This window comes from Acidovorax cavernicola, from assembly GCF_003581445.1.
Genome location: NZ_QXMN01000004.1, coordinates 167,896 through 184,859, shown reverse-complemented (window position 1 = coordinate 184,859; position 16,964 = coordinate 167,896). Strand labels below are relative to the sequence as shown.

15 protein-coding genes are annotated in these 16,964 nt (G+C 69.9%); 6 read left to right on the top strand and 9 right to left on the bottom strand.

Going from position 1 to position 16,964, the window contains the following annotated elements; translation table 11 throughout:
* Nucleotides 1–525: 525 nt before the first annotated feature.
* Complete coding sequence (locus D3H34_RS06800; protein WP_286185488.1) at nucleotides 526–1,923, top strand: DUF2868 domain-containing protein; 1,398 nt, start codon at nucleotides 526–528, stop codon at nucleotides 1,921–1,923.
* Nucleotides 1,920–3,338 (top strand): GTPase/DUF3482 domain-containing protein, encoded by a 1,419-nt coding sequence (locus tag D3H34_RS06795; protein WP_119552679.1) that lies wholly within the window; start codon nucleotides 1,920–1,922, stop codon nucleotides 3,336–3,338. The genes D3H34_RS06800 and D3H34_RS06795 overlap by 4 nt, the downstream gene beginning before the upstream one ends.
* Before the next feature lie 22 nt (nucleotides 3,339–3,360).
* Here D3H34_RS06795 and D3H34_RS06790 read toward each other — a convergent pair whose 3' ends face one another.
* Nucleotides 3,361–4,152 carry a crotonase/enoyl-CoA hydratase family protein gene (locus D3H34_RS06790; protein WP_286185487.1) on the bottom strand — a complete coding sequence of 264 codons (792 nt, stop codon included), beginning with the start codon at nucleotides 4,150–4,152 and terminating at the stop codon, nucleotides 3,361–3,363.
* A 159-nt stretch (nucleotides 4,153–4,311) separates the two neighbouring features.
* On the opposite strand from D3H34_RS06790, the gene D3H34_RS06785 reads away from it, so the two are divergent.
* On the top strand, nucleotides 4,312–5,331 hold the full coding sequence (locus D3H34_RS06785; RefSeq protein WP_167481132.1) for an AraC family transcriptional regulator: 1,020 nt from the start codon (nucleotides 4,312–4,314) through the stop codon (nucleotides 5,329–5,331).
* A 7-nt stretch (nucleotides 5,332–5,338) separates the two neighbouring features.
* Here D3H34_RS06785 and D3H34_RS06780 read toward each other — a convergent pair whose 3' ends face one another.
* The gene (locus D3H34_RS06780) at nucleotides 5,339–6,343 is read right to left on the bottom strand and encodes a sialic acid TRAP transporter substrate-binding protein SiaP (protein ID WP_119552677.1); all 1,005 of its coding nucleotides are present in this window, start codon (nucleotides 6,341–6,343) and stop codon (nucleotides 5,339–5,341) included.
* Between the two features lie 184 nt (nucleotides 6,344–6,527).
* Between D3H34_RS06780 and trhA the strand changes: the two genes are divergently transcribed.
* A complete protein-coding gene (trhA, locus tag D3H34_RS06775; RefSeq protein ID WP_119552676.1) occupies nucleotides 6,528–7,151 on the top strand; it encodes a PAQR family membrane homeostasis protein TrhA in 624 nt (207 codons plus the stop codon).
* 20 nt (nucleotides 7,152–7,171) lie between these two features.
* Here trhA and D3H34_RS06770 read toward each other — a convergent pair whose 3' ends face one another.
* The 5 genes from D3H34_RS06770 to bla all read right to left on the bottom strand — a co-directional run bounded on the left by D3H34_RS06770 (nucleotide 7,172) and on the right by bla (nucleotide 13,138).
* On the bottom strand, nucleotides 7,172–8,173 hold the full coding sequence (locus tag D3H34_RS06770; RefSeq protein WP_119552675.1) for a Bug family tripartite tricarboxylate transporter substrate binding protein: 1,002 nt from the start codon (nucleotides 8,171–8,173) through the stop codon (nucleotides 7,172–7,174).
* 40 nt (nucleotides 8,174–8,213) lie between these two features.
* Complete coding sequence (locus D3H34_RS06765) at nucleotides 8,214–9,452, bottom strand: acyl-CoA dehydrogenase family protein (RefSeq protein ID WP_119552674.1); 1,239 nt, start codon at nucleotides 9,450–9,452, stop codon at nucleotides 8,214–8,216.
* Between the two features lie 20 nt (nucleotides 9,453–9,472).
* Complete coding sequence (locus tag D3H34_RS06760; protein WP_119552673.1) at nucleotides 9,473–11,044, bottom strand: AMP-binding protein; 1,572 nt, start codon at nucleotides 11,042–11,044, stop codon at nucleotides 9,473–9,475.
* A 147-nt stretch (nucleotides 11,045–11,191) separates the two neighbouring features.
* Nucleotides 11,192–12,187: a LysR family transcriptional regulator gene (locus D3H34_RS06755; RefSeq protein ID WP_119552672.1), complete on the bottom strand. Its 996-nt coding sequence runs from the start codon at nucleotides 12,185–12,187 to the stop codon at nucleotides 11,192–11,194.
* Between the two features lie 63 nt (nucleotides 12,188–12,250).
* Nucleotides 12,251–13,138 (bottom strand): class A beta-lactamase, encoded by an 888-nt coding sequence (bla, locus tag D3H34_RS06750; protein ID WP_119552671.1) that lies wholly within the window; start codon nucleotides 13,136–13,138, stop codon nucleotides 12,251–12,253.
* Between the two features lie 174 nt (nucleotides 13,139–13,312).
* Between bla and D3H34_RS06745 the strand changes: the two genes are divergently transcribed.
* Both D3H34_RS06745 and D3H34_RS06740 read left to right on the top strand, forming a co-directional pair.
* Nucleotides 13,313–13,663, top strand: a complete 351-nt coding sequence (locus D3H34_RS06745; protein WP_119552670.1) for an ArsR/SmtB family transcription factor — start codon at nucleotides 13,313–13,315, stop codon at nucleotides 13,661–13,663.
* A gap of 34 nt (nucleotides 13,664–13,697) precedes the next feature.
* Nucleotides 13,698–14,243 carry an SRPBCC family protein gene (locus tag D3H34_RS06740; protein WP_119552669.1) on the top strand — a complete coding sequence of 182 codons (546 nt, stop codon included), beginning with the start codon at nucleotides 13,698–13,700 and terminating at the stop codon, nucleotides 14,241–14,243.
* Nucleotides 14,244–14,270: 27 nt separating this feature from the next.
* Here D3H34_RS06740 and D3H34_RS06735 read toward each other — a convergent pair whose 3' ends face one another.
* Nucleotides 14,271–14,900 carry a hypothetical protein gene (locus D3H34_RS06735; RefSeq protein ID WP_147400392.1) on the bottom strand — a complete coding sequence of 210 codons (630 nt, stop codon included), beginning with the start codon at nucleotides 14,898–14,900 and terminating at the stop codon, nucleotides 14,271–14,273.
* Between the two features lie 249 nt (nucleotides 14,901–15,149).
* Nucleotides 15,150–16,961: an acyclic terpene utilization AtuA family protein gene (locus D3H34_RS06730; protein WP_119552667.1), complete on the bottom strand. Its 1,812-nt coding sequence runs from the start codon at nucleotides 16,959–16,961 to the stop codon at nucleotides 15,150–15,152.
* Nucleotides 16,962–16,964: the final 3 nt, after the last annotated feature.

The following is a 16,964-nucleotide window of genomic DNA, read 5'->3' as shown; positions in this document are numbered from 1 at the left end:
GTGCAGGGGGTGGGAACCTGTGAACGGGGAATGCTCGGTGAGCCGCATGACCTTGCCCTTTCGGAAAGGGCCAGAGTCTTGCGTGGATGCCTGCCGCTCAATGCAAACAATGGTCACACATCGGGCTGGGCGCCCACGCAAACGCCTGCCGCGGGTATTTGTCGTCGCATCCGCGCTTCGCGAGTCCTACAGCACGCGCCGCCCCTCGCCGACACCCGTAAGCCGCCTGGCGCCGGATGCTGGGTCATCGCCAACCACAAGGAGCCCTCGCGTGAATTCCATCATCTACATCGTCGGTCTGGTCGTGGTCGTCGTGGCCGTGCTGTCGTTCTTCGGCCTGCGCTGAAAGCCGCCGACCGCGCGCTCTTTCCTTTCTTGCTGCACATGCAGCGCAACGGGGCCGTTCGCGGCCCCGTTGCGCGTGAGCAGGCCGTCCCCATGCGCCGGGCATAATTTGCGCGCCCCCGCCGCTGCACTCCTGTGCGCCTGTCGCGGGGCGTCATTGGCGAAGAAGAAGGGACCCTGTTGATCACCACCACCGCGCTGCGCGCACCTGCCTTTCCGGATGCGGTGATCACCGAGGCGGTCCGATGGACCGAACAGAACGGCCCGCTCGACGACGCCTCAGCCCTTCGCACGGCGGCCTCACGCAACGCCGACGGCCACTCCCGAATCGTTGAACGCGCCCGCCAGCTCGGCGAGCGCATGGGCCTGCAGGCCGAACTCGCGCGCGGCCGGCAATGGGCACCCTGGGTGTTGCTGGCGCTAGTGGCCCTGGTCGTCATCGCCGGGCTGGGCCTCGCGGGCCAGGTGGTCGGCGGGAGCGATCGCCACATCAACGTGATCGTCGCGCTCGTGAGCCTGCTGGGCCTGCACGCGCTCACGCTGGCGCTGTGGCTGGTCGGCCTGTGGCTGCCGGCGGGCACCTTCGGCACCGCCTCGCTGGGCTGGCTGTGGCTGTCGCTCACCGCACGCGTAGCGGGCGGCCAACGCGGCCAGGCGCCGCTGCTGGTGCGCGCGGCCACCGGGCTGCTCACACGCGCGCGCCTGCTGCCCTGGGCCTTCGGGCTCGTGAGCCATGGCATCTGGGCGCTGTCGTTCGCCGTGGTGCTGGCGGCGATGCTGTTCGCCCTCGCCTTTCGCAGCTACACGCTGAGCTGGGAAACCACCATCCTCGAGCCCGCCTTCTTCGTGCGCGTGGTGCAGGCGCTGGGCTGGCTGCCGGCGCAACTCGGCTTTCCCGTGCCCGATGCCGCCACCGTGCAGTCGGCCGTGCCCGGCGCAGCGGCCCAACGCACCTGGGCGCTGTGGCTCACCGGCTGCATCGCGGTGTACGGGCTGCTGCCTCGCCTGGCGCTGGTGCTGCTGAGCGCCGCCGTCTGCCGCCATCGCCGTCCCGCACTTCAACCCGACTGGCAGGCGCCCTACTACCGCAAGCTGCTGAGCCGGTTCGCCGCGCTGGCGCCGCCCGCCATCGTCGATGCCGATCCGGGCCGGGAACACCTCACTGCGCCCACGGGTCTGTCGGCCTCCGAGCAGCACGACGGCCTGTTCGTCGTCGGCTTCGAACTGCCGCCCGATCTTCCCTGGCCGCCCGCCGGCCTGTCTGCATCGACCGCACAGGTGCAACGCATCGACGGCAGCGCCCCGGCGCGCCGTGCGTTGCTCGACCAGCTCGCGCAAGTCCACCCGCGCACCGTGCTGCTCGTCTGCCATGCAGCGTCGAGCCCCGATCGCGGCACCGAGCGCTTCCTGCGCGAGGTGCTGACGCATTGCGGCGAATGCCGCCTCTGGCTGACTGATGCGCCGAACGCCGCCGCCACACAGCGCTGGCGCGACTGGCTGCGCGACGCCGAGTTGGCCCACGTCGTCGCGAGCGACCGGCTCGATGCCGTCCTTCAGGAAGGCTCCGCCACCGCATGACCTCTCCGATCCGCATCGCCGTCGTCGGCCACACCAACGCAGGCAAGACCTCGCTGCTGCGCACGCTCACGCGGCGCGTGACTTTCGGCGAGGTGTCGCAGCGCCCCGGCACCACGCGCCACGTCGAGTCGGTCGATCTCGAGGTGAACGGCCAGCCCGCCGTTCGCTTCTTCGACACGCCGGGCCTTGAGGATGCGGTCGCGCTGCGCGAGCACCTCGCCGGCCTCGACGCCGCCGCGCAGGCCACGCCGCCCGAGCGCATCCGCCGCTTTCTTCAAGGCCCCGAAGCACACGGCGTGTTCGAACAGGAGGCCAAGGTGCTGCGCGCGATGCTCGACATCGACGCGGCCTTTCTCGTGATCGACGTGCGCGAACCGGTGCTGCCCAAGTTCCGCGACGAGATCGAGCTGCTGAACTCCTGCGCGCGCCCTGTGCTGCCGGTGCTCAACTTCGTGCGCGACGCCGCCAGCCGCGAGCCGGCCTGGAAAGAACTGCTCTCGGCCTACGGCCTGCACGTGCAGGTGCGCTTCGACGCAGCGGCGCCTTTCGTGGGCGCCGAGCACGACCTGTACAACGACCTCGCCACCCTGCTGCGCGACCGACGCGATGTGCTGCGCGACGTGGTCGACGCCCTCGACGCCGAAGCCGTCGCGCGCCGCCAGTCGGCCTGCACGCGCATCGGCGACCTGCTGGTCGATGCAGCCGCCATCCGCCGCACCGTGCCAGCCGCCGAGTTCGCCGACGCCACACGCCGCCAGACGCTGATCGCCGGCGTGCAGAAGGACGTGTTCGACAAGGCCCAGCGCTGCACCGACGACCTGCTCGCGCTGTACGGCTTTCGCCAGGACGACGCCGACGAAGCGCCGCTGCCGATCATCGAAGGCCGCTGGACGCTCGACTTCTTCAACCCCGAGGCGATGAAGGACGCGGGCCTGCGCCTGGGCAAGGGCGCGGTCATCGGCGCCGCCGTGGGCGTGGTCGCTGACCTGGCAGTCGCAGGCCTGTCGCTGGGCGCGGGCGCGGCGCTGGGCGGTGCCATCGGCGGCGCGGTGTCGCAGGGCTGGGGCCCGCTCGGGCGCAAGCTGGCCAACAAGCTGCGCGACATGCACGAACTCACGGTGGAAGACAGCGTGCTGTTCACGCTCGCGGCATGGCAGCTGCAGCTTGCGCAGGCGCTGGAGCGGCGCGGCCATGCGGCCGTCGAACGCATCCGCACCGAAGCCCCGTCGGCGGAGGATGACGACACGCTCATGCGCGCCGCGGCCGGTGCCGTGCGCGCGGTGCAGCCGGCCCGCAGCCATCCCGAGTGGGAGTCAACCGGCGCTCTCACGCGCAGCTTCTGGCGCCCCGCGCCGCAGCGCGAAGCCTTGGCCGCCACGCTCTCGAACGAACTGCAGCGCGCTTTCGACGCTTGAGAAGGTTGAATGAAGCCGGGTCTCAGCCCGCGACTTGCTCGGGGGTCACCTTGGCAAGCGACTTGTCGACGAACGCCCCCAACCGCGTCTGCACCTCGCCGCCGGTCTGCACCACCGCCGCCATCAGCGACTCGGCAAACATCCCGTCGGTGGCCGACATGTCGGCGATGCGGCTGATCGACGTCACCATCGCGTAGTTCGACAGCGCCGCGTTCTTCGCCACGCGCTTGGCCAGCACCATCGCGGCACGCAGGCTCTCGCCGGGCGCGGCGATCTCGTGCGCCAGGCCCAGCCCTTTGCCGGCGCGGGCGTCGAGCACGCGGCCGGTGAGCATCATCTCGACCATGCGGCCCGGCGTGATGATGCGTGCCACGCGCACCGTCGCGCCGCCGCCGGTGAAGATGCCCTTCTGCCCCTCGGGCAGCGCGAAGTAGGTCGACGGATCGGCCACGCGCACATGCGTGGCCGCCGCCAGTTCCAGCCCGCCGCCGACCACCGCGCCATGCAGCGCCGCGACCACCGGGATGCCGCCGTACTGGATCTTGTCGAAGGTGCTGTGCCAGCGCTGGCACACACGCATGAAGTCGACCGCCGTGCGTTCCTTGTCGTGGTGTTCCTTCAGGTCGAGCCCGGCACAGAAATGCGGCCCCGCGCCGGTCAGCACCACGGCCCTGGCCTCGCGCGGCAGCGCGGAGAACACGGCATCCAGCGCGGCCAGGGTGGCCTCGTCGATGGCGTTGCGCTTGGCGGGACGGTTGAGGGTCACGACGGCGACCTCTTCGTCCATGTGCAGGGTGACGTTCCGTTCGATCACGGCAGGGCTCCTTTGGTTGTTGCGGGTTCCGCCACGGCAATGTGGCGCTTCAGGGCTACGATAGCCTTGGCCGCTACGCCATTGCTTGCAGATCGCGCCCATTCATTTGCAAAATCCGCCAACCGCCTCTTCACCTCCTGCCTCTTCACCTCCTTCTGCATGCCACCCGAGCGCGCCACCGTCGCCGTCAGCTTCCTGCAGCACCTGCTGAGCGGTGCGCGCCGCCAGCTGAGCCCGCGCGACATCGACATGCTGGCCACGCAGGCCGGCATCGCGCCGCAGCTGTTGCGCCAGGAAGGCGCGCGTGTCACACGCGAGCAGTTCGTGCGCATGTACGAGTGCGTGTCGCTCTTCATGGGCGACGAGATGCTGGGCCTGTGGTCGCGCCCGATCCGCGCGGGCGCGCTCAAATACCTCGGGCTCAGCCTGCTCGACGCGCCCTCGCTCATGGTCGCCATGTACCGCTTCACGCGCTTCTGGAACCTGCTGCTGGACGACCACCGCCTTCGCATGACACGCGCCCACGGCGTGGCCACGATCACCATCGCGCCGCCCCCCGAAGCCGCCACGCGGCCCACCACGCCTTTCGGCCATGCGCTGATGGTCAAGCTGATCCACGGTGTTGCCTCGTGGCTCATGGGCCGGCAACTGCCGGTGCTGGGCGTCGGCTTCGCGTTCCCGCGCCCGGCGCGCTTCGACGAGTACGCGAACCTGTTCCCCGGCCCGGTGCAGTTCGAGCAGGACAGTTCCTCCGTGCGCTTTGCCGAACCGATATTGCGCCAGACCTTCCAGCGCACGCGCACCGAACTGCTGGACTTCGTGCGCCGCGCGCCCGACGACTGGATCTTCGTCACCTTCGACCACGACACCACCAGCGCCGCGGTGCGCGAGTTCGTCGCCGCGCACCTCGCGTCGGACGCCACGCTGGGCGCGGCGGCGCGCGCGATGCACATGTCGGAGCGCGCGCTGTCGCGCCAGCTCGCCGCCGAAGGCACGAGCTTTCGTGCGCTCAAGGAGGAAGTGCGCCGCGACCTCGCGATCCAGCGCCTCGTGAAGACGCGCGAGCCCATCGACCGCATCGCGGCTTCGGTCGGCTTCGACAACACGCCGGCCTTTCACCGCGCGTTTCGCACGTGGACCGGCAGCACGCCGCGCGGCTACCGACAGCGGGCAGGTTAGCGCCGCGTCAGTTCGCGGCGCCTGCCAGTGCCTGCAGCTTGGCGAAGTCGCCCGGCCGCGCGCCCATCTGCTCGGGCGTCGACCGTTTCGTCACGCGCTCCAGCAGCGGCAGCCGGTTGACCGGCTGCACCGTCATGCCCTTGCCGCGCAGGAACTGTTCGTCCTCCAATTCGCTGGCGATCACGCCGACGTTGGTCCACTTCGCCGTGTCGGCCAGGGTCTTTTCCACCATCGCCTGCTGCGGCGGTGTGAGCCGCGCCCAGGCCGCCTTGCCGATCACGATGCCCAGCGTGTCGTAGATGTGGCCCGTGAGCTGCACGTACTTCTGCACCTCGTACAGCTGCTTGGCGCGCACGGTGCCCAGCGGATGCTCCTGCGCCTCGACCTCGTTCTTCTTGAGCGCGCCGTACAGGCTGTTGAACGGCAGCGACACGGGCTTGGCGTCGAGCGCGGTCGCGAACAGCTGGTAGGCTGCGGCGTCGGGCACGTACAGGCGCAGGTCGCGAAAGTCCTCGGGGCGCTGCAGCGGCTTGCCCGAGGTCACCTGCCGCGCACCGTAGTAGACCGCCGCGACCATGCGGTTGCCGCTCTTCTCGTTGTAGCCCTTCATCAGGTCCGCGAGCAGCGGGCTCACCAGGTACTTGCGTACGTGGTCCAGGTCCTTGAAGGCGAAGGGATAGCTGCCCAGGCCCAGCGGCGGATAGCCTTCGGCCAGCGTGGCCTGGCCGACGTAGGCGATCTGCATGGAATCGTTGGCGAGCATCAGCGCGTAGTCGCGCTCCTGCCCGAGCTTCGAGGCAGGCACCACCTCGATCTTGATCTGGCCGCCCGACTGCTCGGCGATCTTGCGCGCCGCGAGTTCGGCCTGCTGGTGAAAGATGCTCGCGGGCTCATAGACATGGCCCCACTTGAACTGCAGCCCCTGCGCGGAAGCGCCGACAGCAGCGGCGGCACACCCCATGGCAACACACAGAGCAGCAGCCCGGCGCCACGACATCAAACGTTTTTTCATCGGCAGTCCCTCGCAGTGAGAAGGCCCGCCGGCGCTGGTGCGCCAAAGCACGCGGCGGGTGTCGGGATCGCATCCCGGCTGCCGAATGTAAACATTTGCAACCAGAATCCAACAGGGGTTTGCCCGGTCACGGCGGCGTCACGGCCCTTGCCTAGGGTGGCGTTCTCTCCTCTGCCCATCTGCCATGTACCCCGGCGAACGACTCAACGGCTACAGCCACCTGTTCGGCCTGCTGCTCGCGCTGCCCGCGGCCGCCTTGCTGCTCGCCAAGACGCTGCCGACCGGCGACCCGGCGCGCATCGCCGGCGGCCTCGTGTTCTCGCTCTCGGCGGTGGCGCTGTATGCGGCCTCCACCCTCTTTCACAGCACGCGCGGCCGGAGCAAGCGGCTGTGGGAGCGCGCCGACCACTGCGCGATCTTCTTGCTCATCGCAGGCACCTACACGCCCTTCGCGCTGGTCACATTGCAAGGCACCTGGGGCTGGCTGCTGCTCGCGGCGATCTGGAGCGCGGCGTGCTTCGGCATCTGGCGCGAACTGAAACCCGCTGACGCCAATGCGGCGAAGAAGCCCTCGCTGCCGCTGTACATCGGCATGGGGTGGCTCTGCGTGCTGGCCGCCGCGCCGCTGGCGGCAAAGCTGCACGCGACGGGGCTCGCCTGGCTGGTCGCGGGCGGCGTGCTCTACACGGTCGGCACGGTGTTCTATCGCAACCGGTGGGGGCTGCGGCATGCGCACGGCGCTTGGCACCTGTTCGTGCTGGCCGGCACCACGAGCCACTACGTGGCCGTGGGGTGGTTCGTGCTCTGAGGCGCCGAGTCAGTCCCGCGTCACAGCGGCTGCAGTTTCGCGGTCTTCATCATCCGCTCGGTCAACTCGATCTCGCTCGCGAAGGCCTGCACGTAGGCCTCGGGCGTCGACGGGCTCACCTGGCTGCCCAGATCGGTCAGCGCCGTGATCACCGACGGCTGCTTCAAGGCCTGGCCGAACGCTTCATAGATGCGCGCGGCGATGGCGTCGGGCGTGCCCGCAGGCACCGACACGCCGCCCCACGACGTGAGCTCGACACCGCGCAGCCCCAGTTCGGCCAGCGTCGGCACCTCCGGCAAGGCCGCGTTGCGCTTGCTGCCGGCCACGCCGAGCGCGCGCAGCTTGCCGCCCTGCACATGCGGGAACGCCACCGAGAAGATCGGCATGCCGAAGCTCACCTGGTTGCCCAGCACCGCGTTGACCAGCTCCGACGCGCCCTTGTACGGCACATGCAGGGCCTGCACACCCGCCGCGTGCAGGAACAGCTCCACGCCCAGGTGCGAGGGCGTGCCGACACCGCCCGAGGCGTAGTCCAGCTTGCCGGGGTTGGCCCGCGCGCGCGCCACCAGATCCTGCAGGGTCTGGATGCCCGAGGCCGGGTTCACCACCAAGAGCACATCGGACGTGGTGAGCCGCATGATGTGGCGGAAGTCCTTCACGGCGTCGTAGCCCGGGTTCTGCTGCATGCGCATGTTGGCGGCCATGGGCGCGGCCGAGTAGATCCAGGTGTAGCCGTCGGGCGTGGCGCGCGCGACCTGGCGTGCGCCGATGTTGCCGGCCGCGCCGCCACGGTTCTCGATGACGATCGGCTGCCCCAGCAAGGGGCCGACCGCTTCCGCCATGATGCGAGCGCCGTTGTCCGGGCCGGTGCCGGCCAGGTACGGCACGACCCACTTGATGGGACGGTTCGGCTTCCAAGCAGCGGCAGCTCCCGCTGCACGAACAATGCCGGGAAGCGTCGGCAGCAGCGCCGAGGCAGCGATCGCGCGGCACAGCGCGCGGCGGTGAATGTGGAAAGTCATAGGTGTCTTGTCTCCTGCGTGTCGTGGCCGGGTGCGGCGCTCAGGCCGCGTCGCCAATCAGTTCGCGCGCGATGATGTTCTTCTGGATCTCGCTCGTGCCCGTGAGCACGCGGTACATGCGCAGCATGCGGAACAGGAACTCCACGCGCCGCCCCTGCACGATGCCCTCGCCGCCATGGATCTGCACCGCCGCGTCGGCCACGCGGAACGCGGCCTCCGAGCAGAACAGCTTGGCCATCGAGGACTCGGCGCGCGGGTCGCCGCCGGCGTCGATCTGCCGCGCGGTCGACAGCATCAGCGCACGCGCCGCACTCAGCTGCGTCGCCATGTCGGCCAGCGAATGCTGGATGGCCTGGAACTGCGCGATGGAACGGCCGAACTGGCGGCGCGTGCGCGCGTAGTCACGCGCGTCCTTCAGCGCCACGGTCGCCAGCCCCACCATGCCCGGGCAATGCAGCAACCGGTTGACCGTGATGCGCCCCAGTGCCAGCGCCAGCCCCTTGCCGGGCTCGCCGATGAGGTTCGCCGCCGGCACGCGGCAGCCGGTGAGCACGATGTCGCCCGTGGTCGACTGGCCCGCCATGGTCTTGTAGCCCGATTGCACCTCGACACCCGGCTGCGTCAGGTCGACGAAGAACGCCGTCACCTCGCGGCGTGCCGGGTCGTCCGAGGTGGACGCCATCAGCACCGCGAAATCGGCGAACGGCGAGCCCGAGATGAAGCGCTTGCGCCCGTCGAGCACGTACACGTCGCCCTCGCGCCGCGCCTTCGTCTGCACCGCACCGGCATCCGAACCGGCCTCGGCCTCGGTGAGCGCGAAGCAGATCGCTTTCTCGCCCTGCGCTACAGGCTGGATGAACTGCGCCATCTGCGCCGGCGTGGCGAACTTCGCGAGCGCGCCGACGCGCGGCGGCCCGCTGAGTTCGCCGAACACGTGCGGCGCGAGCGGCGAGCCGCTGGCGTAGATCGATTCCTTCACCAGCACATGGTCGAGCAGCGACAGACCCAGGCCGCCCATGGCCTGGGGCAGCGTCATGCCGTAGAAGCCCATCGCGTGCGAACGGCGCCAGACGTGGCGCAGCGTGTCCTTGTCGGGCGCGTGCTCGTGGTCGATGCCCTTCTCGCGCACCAGGTCGGCCAGCTCGCCGTTCAGGAAGTCGCCGATGCGCGCGATCAGCTCGGCCGCGCGCGGCGAGCCCTCGAAAGGACCGTCGAACAGCGGCGCGCGGATGGCCGAAGCGTCGGTGGCAACGGCGGAAGGTGTCAGCGTGATGTCCATGTCGTTCTCTTGCCTCTCGTTCAGTTGACGCGCCGCGCCTGGCCGGCCCAGTACGGCGTCTGGATCGCCTTGCGCGCGACCTTGCCGTTGGCGTTCTTCAGCAGCGATTCGACAAACTCGATGCGGCGCGGCCGCTTGAAGCCCGCGAGCCGCGCGGCGCAGAAATCGTCGAGCCCGGCCGTGTCGGGCGAAACGCCCGGCTTCAGCACGATGTGCGCGGCCACCGCCTCGCCCCACTTGTCGTCGGGCACGCTGAACACGCAGGCCTCGGCCACCGCCGCATGCTGGTACAGCACGGCCTCGACCTCCGAGGGATACACGTTGAAGCCGCCGCTGATGACCATGTCCTTCTTGCGGTCGACGATGTAGATGTAGCCCTCGTCGTCGGCGCGCGCGAGATCGCCCGTGTGGTAGCGGCCCTGCTTGAGCACCTCGGCCGTGAGTTCGGGTGCGCGCCAGTAGCCAGCGAACACGTCTTCGCCGCTCACCACGATCTCGCCCACTTCGCCGGGCGCCACGGGCTGGCCCTCGTCATCGACGATCTCCACCACCGACTCGAGGAACGGCCGGCCGCACGAGGCCAGCCGCTCGGGCATCGCGGCGCGCGCGAACAGGTGGTCCTCCACCGAGAGGCCGCACACGCCCGAGGTGGTCTCGCCCGCGCCGTAACCTTGCGACAGCACCGGGCCGAACACGTCCATCGCCTGCATGATCCTCGCGGGCGCCATCGGCGCTGCGCCGTAGCCCAGGCGATGCAGGTCGGGCAGCGGACGGTAGCGGCCCTGCAGCTCGGCCAGCAGCATGTTGATCATGGTCGGCACCATGAAGGTGTGCGTGACGCGCTCCTTCTTCATGTCGTCCAGGAAGCGTGCGGGTTCGAAGCCGGTGAAGAGGCGGATGGTCGCGCCGCTGCACAGCGCCGGCACGATCTGCATGCCCGAGGCATGCGTGATCGGCCCGACCAGCCCCAGCAGGTCGCCGGGGCGCAGGCCTTCGCTGCGCGAGAGGAACTTGCGCAGCTGCGCCAGCCGGTTGCCGAAGGTCTGCATCGCGGCCTTGAGCACGCCGCTGGAGCCCGAGGTGTAGTGCAGCACGGCCAGTTCGTCGGCGCGCACGCGCTCCGCTGTGAAGGCGTCGCTCGCGAGCGCCAGCTGCCCTTCGTAGGACGCGGGCGAGCCCTCCGCCGCATCGAGCAGCAGGAGCTTCGGGGCGGCGCCCTTCAGCAGCGGCAGGAAGGTCTCGGCGCGCGCGGCGGTGGTGACGATCAGCGCGGCATCGCTGTTCTCGATGACCTCGGCCACCTCGACCGGTGCGAGCCGCGCGTTCATCGGCGCCTTCACCAGCGCGGCCTTGTAGCAGGCCAACTCCAGCTCGACGATCTCGATGCAGTTCGGCAGGTACACGCCCACGCGGTCGCCGCGCTGCAGCCCCAGGCCACGCAGGGCGCTGGCCAGGCGGTTCGCGCGGCGGTCGAGCTGTTCGTAGGTGCAGCTGCGCGGCGGGCTGGTCACGGCGATCTGCCGGGCATGCAGGCGTGCGGCGCGGGATACGAGTTCGCCGACATTGGCGACCTCGGGCGAAAGTACGGGCATGTGTCTCCTTGGGGCCGGTGCCTGTGCACCGTCGGGGAGAACTGTCGCAGCCAACGCCGCCGGACAACAAATACCGATTGCTGATGCGCGGCCATCACAAAAGGTGATGGCCCCGACATGCGGACCCGCCGCACGGTATGGCTGGCGCTACGCCTTGCCGTCGCCCAGGAACTGCGCGTCCCAGCGGCCCAAGGCGATCATCGATCGCGCTTCGTCGGCCAGCACCTGCATCACGACCTGCGTGGCCGCGTCGGGCACCTTGCCGGCCGGCGTCGCGAGGTGGTAAGTGCGGACCAGCTCGGGCTCCACGATGCGCGCGATCAGCCAGTTCGGCTGCTCACCCGGCCCGTCCGCGATCGCGCAGGCGGGCGTGACCGTGAAGCCCGCACCCGCCAGGTAGAGCGAGCGCAGCACGCGCGCCGAATCGTGCTCGTGCACCACGTTGAGTTCCACGCCCAGCGTCTCGGCGGTCGCCTCGACGCGCTGGCGGATGCTGAAGCGGCGCGACTGCAGCACCAGCGGCAGATTCGCAGCGTGCGCGAACGGCACCGTGGGACGCACGGGTGCGCCCTTCTTCGCGCGCCCGCCCTTCGTTCCTTTTCCAAGCAATGCCGCCACCTCGCCCCTGGCGTCGAAGCCGCAGAGGAACATGCCCTCGCGCACGAAGGGGCGCACGTCCAGCCCTTCGACGCTCGCGGTGTCGACCAGCAGGCCGATGTCGGCCCGGCGATCGACCATCGCCTTGCGCACCATCAGGCTCAGGTCGTCGATCACGAACACGCGGATGCGCGGGTGCGACTGCTTCAGCCGCGTGAGCACGGGCCCGAGCAGCAGCGAGGCCAGCAGGAACGGCACGGCCACGGTGACCGAGCCCTCGGGCCCGTCGGGTGCGCGCTGCAGCCGCTCGCGCATGGCGGCAGCATCCGACAGCAGGCGCCGCGCGTCCTGGTACAGCTGCAGCCCGGCGGCCGTCGGCGTGACACCCACGTGCGAGCGGTCGAACAGCTGCGTGCCCAGTTCGGCTTCGAGCTTCTTGATCTGCGCGGTCAGCGCGGGCTGCGCCACGTACAGCGACGCGGCAGCGCGCGAGAGACTGCCGGCTTCGAGCACCGCGATGAAATAGCGAAGAGACCTCAGGTCCATGGGGCGGCAGTGGAAAGATGGAGCCACCCATTGTGGCCCCGTCTGCGGCCTCAGTCCCTCACGTCAGCCCGCCAGCGCCTGCACCGCGATGCGCGTGGCCGAGGCGACCACGTCGTTGCGGTTCTTCGCGTCCTTGTCGGGAAAGGTCAGGTAGACCGCGAGCACCAGCGGCGCGCCCGACGGCGGCCACAGCACGCCGACGTCGTTGGTGCTGCCGTACGAACCCGCACCGGTCTTGTCGCCCACGCGCCAGCCCGCCGGCACGCCGGCCAGGAAGCGCTCGGTGCTGGTGGTGTTGCCCAGCAGCCATTCGCGCATCTGGTCGCGCTGCGGCGCGCCGAGCGCGTCGCCCAGCGCCAGCCGCTGCACGCTGTCGGCCATGGCCGCGGGCGTGGTGGTGTCACGCGGATCACCGGGAATGGACGTGTTCAGCTCGGGCTCCATGCGGTCCAGCCGGAAGGTGGAGTCGCCGATGCGGCGTGCAAAGGCCGTGACGGCGGCCGGTCCGCCCAGCACCTTCAGCAGCAGGTTGGCGGCGGCGTTGTCGCTGTACTGCATGGTGGCGGCGCACATCTCGCGCACGGTCATGCCGGTGGCGAGGTGCTTCTCGGCGACCGGCGAGTGCGACACCAGGTCGCCCTTGCCCACGCTGACGCGGCGCCCGAGCAGGCTGGCGTCGGTCGCGCTGCGTTCGAGCACGGCAGCCGCGAGCACCAGCTTGAAGGTGCTGCACAGCGGAAAGCGCTCGTGCGCGCGGTGCTGCAAGCGTGCGCCGCTCTCGGTGTGAAAGCCCGTCACGCCGAGGCGGCCGCCGCAGGCGCGCTCGAGTTCGGCAAGCTGCGCTTCGGCGTCGGCCTGCGCGCCCTTCTTCGGCCAGGCGCTGCAGGCGCCGGCGAGCGGGGTCACGGCGGCGGCGAGCAACAGGGTGCGGCGCTGGATGAGGGTGTTCATGCGTTCGTTTCTTTCTTTCGCGAGTGAATGGAATGAAAGGCATCGTAGGAGCGCGACCCAAAGGCTTCCAGCGCCCGGTGCGCGCACGGCGTCCCGGGTGTATCAGGTGTAACGCCACCCAATCATTCAACCTATCGGTTGAATTTAATTTCATATCGATCTATATTCAACTTCATGGTTGAACTTGAAATCGAAGACGAGCGGCTCGACGCCGTGTTCCACGCCCTGGCCGACAGCACGCGGCGCACCATGCTGCAGCTGCTGGCGCAAGGCGAATGCAGCGTGGGCGAACTGGGCGCGCCCTTTCGCATGTCGTTCGCGGGCGCCTCCAAGCACGTGAAGACGCTGGAGCGTGCGGGTCTGGTGTCGCGCACGGTGCAGGGTCGCGCGCACGTGTGCCGGCTCGAACCGGCGGCGCTCGCCACGGCCGATGCCTGGCTGCGCGCCTACGAAGTCTTCTGGAACCATCGCCTGGACGCGCTTGCGCAGGCACTGCAGCGCGAGGCCGACGACGCCCGCGCATGAACGCCCTCTTCACTCACCCAAGGAGCACCGCACCATGACCACGACCTTGAAGCACAGCCTGGGCACGCAGACCGAGCCCGGCACCCTGCGCATGGAGCGCACCCTGCCCGCGCCCATCGACCGCGTCTGGACCTACCTCGTCGATCCCGAGAAGCGCCGCACCTGGCTGGCCGGCGGCACCATGGCGCAGGCGGTCGGTGGCGTGTTCGAGTTGCGCTTCCAGCACACCGAGCTGTCGGGCGAAGTCGCGCCCGAACGCTACGCGGCCTACCGCAAGACCCACCTGCAGAACTCGCGCGTGCTGCGCATCGAAGCACCGACCCTGCTGGTCATCAGCTGGGGCAGCGAGCGCGAGGATGCGTCCGAAGTCACCTTCGAGCTGTCGCCGCAGGGCGAGCACGCGACACGGCTGGTGCTCACGCACCGACGCCTGCCCGACCGCAAGGAAACGCTCAGCGTGTCCAGCGGCTGGCACGCGCACCTCGACGTGCTCGACGACGTGCTGCACGGCCGCCAGCCGCAAGGCTTCTGGACGCACCTGGAGGCCGCCGAGGCGGCCTATGCAACGCACATCCGCTGAACGCGGGCGCGCGAGCGCGAGCCCTACCTACCGGCCGCGGCGTGCGACCTGCTGCGAAGGCTCGCGGCAGGGCTGCACGCTGTCCGCACGGCTGATCACCTGCCGCTGCTCGCGCGCGTCCTTGAGCATGCGTTCGGCTTCGCGCTTCCGGTGTCGCACCGGTGCGCCCTCGCCCATTTCAGCCACCGCCACGAAGACCGTCTTGCCGCCCTCGAGCATCGCCGGCGTCTTCGGCTGCGCCTTGCCCGCGTACAGCGGTGCATCGTCGATGTAGGCCTGCAGCGAATGCGCGCCCGGCGCCACGCACAGGCGCGTGAAGCCGTTGGGCTTCAGTGCGACGTGGAACTCGCCGTCGACATGCACGTGCGCCTCGCCCGCGCTGGGGCGGACCGTGGCGCTGCGGAAGAACACGACCTGCGCCAGGTCGGGTGCCACGGCGGGCACCGTCCGGTACACGGCGCCCTTGCGTGCGGTGGGCGCAGGCGCTGCGTCAAGCGCGGCCATCTTCATCGGCTCGGAGGGCGGAGGCAAAGGCGGCGCAGGCACCGGGGGCGTGACCGCCACGGGTCCGCAGCCTGCGGCCGTCATCGACAACGCGAGCATCCAGCGGCCCGCGCGCAGACGCGGGTGGAAGGAAAGGAATCGGAACGAGAACATGGCGTGCTTCGCGCGCCCTCGACAAGGGCGGCCATCTGACGAAGGAAATGAAGAGCGGACAGGCCGGAAACGGCAAGCGCTCGGGGAACGAAGCACTCTAGGAAAGACAGCCACGGCATGCCATCGGACGAATCCGAAAGCGATGCACAAGAGATGGGGCCGGCGCCTGAAACGCGAACAAAGCCGCCGGGAACGGCACAAGAGAAAACGGAAAACAGCCCGGCGGTGTGCCGGGCTTCCAACGGTGCGTCAGTCGGCGCGCAGCCGACGGGCCGCGATGCGTACCGGCATCGACAACAGGATCTGCGCCATGCTCTTGCCCAGCGGATCGGTCCGCAACGACGCCATGCCGCCGCCACCCAGCGCCTCTTCGCAGACGAAGTTGAAGGCGCCGATGCCGGGCAGTTCGTAGCGCGTCACCGCGCCCTCGACCAAGTGCGCCATGTAGGCGCGCACGGCCTGTGCGGTGAGCTGTTCGCGCAGCACGGGCAGAAAGCGTGGTTCGCGCGCGAGGATGCCGATGTTGGAGACGTCGCCCTTGTCGCCGCTGCGGCCGTAGGCCAGGCGGATCAAAGGGACTTCGAGCCATTCGTCGTCGGTGTCTACATTCGTGGTCACGGTCTGCGTCGCCGTGTCGGCCGCAACCGCGACATTCGCCGCATGTCTTGCCACCGCTACGGGCCAGGGCTCCCCCGCCATCTCAACCACCGGCGTGAACAGTGCCTTGTCCACCAGCAGCGGAAACTGCCGGATCGACAGCGCCACCGACGGCCGCCCGCCTCCGAGCCCTGTGGTGCCCGGCGCCCACGAGGTCCCGGCAGCGGAAATCTCGCGCGCGAAGAGTTCGAGCGGCGCCTTGTCCGCGTGCGTCACGGCGACGCGCAGCACCGCCTGGCGCGGTGGCCGGTCGGTGGCGTGCGGGCCGTAGCACTGCTCGGCGCCCAGAACATCGATGTGGGTGGCCGAGAAATCGGCCCAGCCGCGCTGCGCGAACAGGTCCCGCGTGCGGCGCAGCATTGCCTCGCCGCTGCGCCGCGCCTTGGCGGCGGCGTCGAAGCCGACGATCAGCAGGTCGGCATTGCAGCGGTAGCCCGCGGCGTAGGTGGCCGTGACCTTGTAGCGGTCCGAGGGCGCACGCCCGCGCGCGCCCGAAACGCGCACCGCATCGGCGCCCACCGTTTCGATGCGCACCTCGCGAAAGTCGCAGGTCACGTCGGGCAGCAGGTAGGCAGCCGGGTCGCCGATCTCGTACAGCAGCTGTTCGCCCACGGTGGCGCGGCTCACCAGCCCGCCGGTGCCGGGCGGCTTGCCGACGACGAAGCTGCCGTCGGCCGCACACTCGACCACCGGGTAGCCGATGTGCGCCCAGTCGGGCACCTGCTCCCAGTCGGTGTGCAGGCCGCCGGTGGCCTGCGCGCCGCATTCGATGATGTGGCCGGCCAGGCTGCCGCCCGCGAGGCGGTCCCAGTCGTCGTCGGCCCAGCCGAACTCGTGCATCAGCGCGCCGAGCGTGACGGCGCTGTCGACGCAGCGGCCCGTGATGACGATCTGCGCACCGGCATCGAGCGCCCGCGCGATCGGCAGGGCGCCCAGGTAGGCATTCGCGCTCACGAGGCGCTCGGGCAACGGCGCGCCCGTGCTCATGTGGCCGATTCCCTGGGCGCGCAAGGCCTCGGCGTGCGGCAGCGCATCGTCACCCGTGACCACGGCGATGCGCGGCGCGAGCCCCATGCCGGCCGCCAGCTGCGTGAGCGCGGCGGCGCAGGCGCGCGGGTTCACGCCGCCCGCGTTGGCGATCACGCGAATGCCCTGGCGCATCACATCGGGCAGCACGGCGGCCATCGCGGTGGTGACGAAGTCGGTGGCGTAGCCCGCATCGGGGTTCTTCAACTTCGCGCCAGCCAACAGCGACATCGTGAGTTCGGCGAGGTAGTCGAACACGAGGTAGTCGATATCGCCCTGGGCCACCAGCTGCGGCGCGCCGGTGCTGCTGTCGCCCCAGAAACCCGAGGCACCGCCGATGCGCACGGTCTTCTGCTTCTGCTTTTCCATGGTGCTCATCGG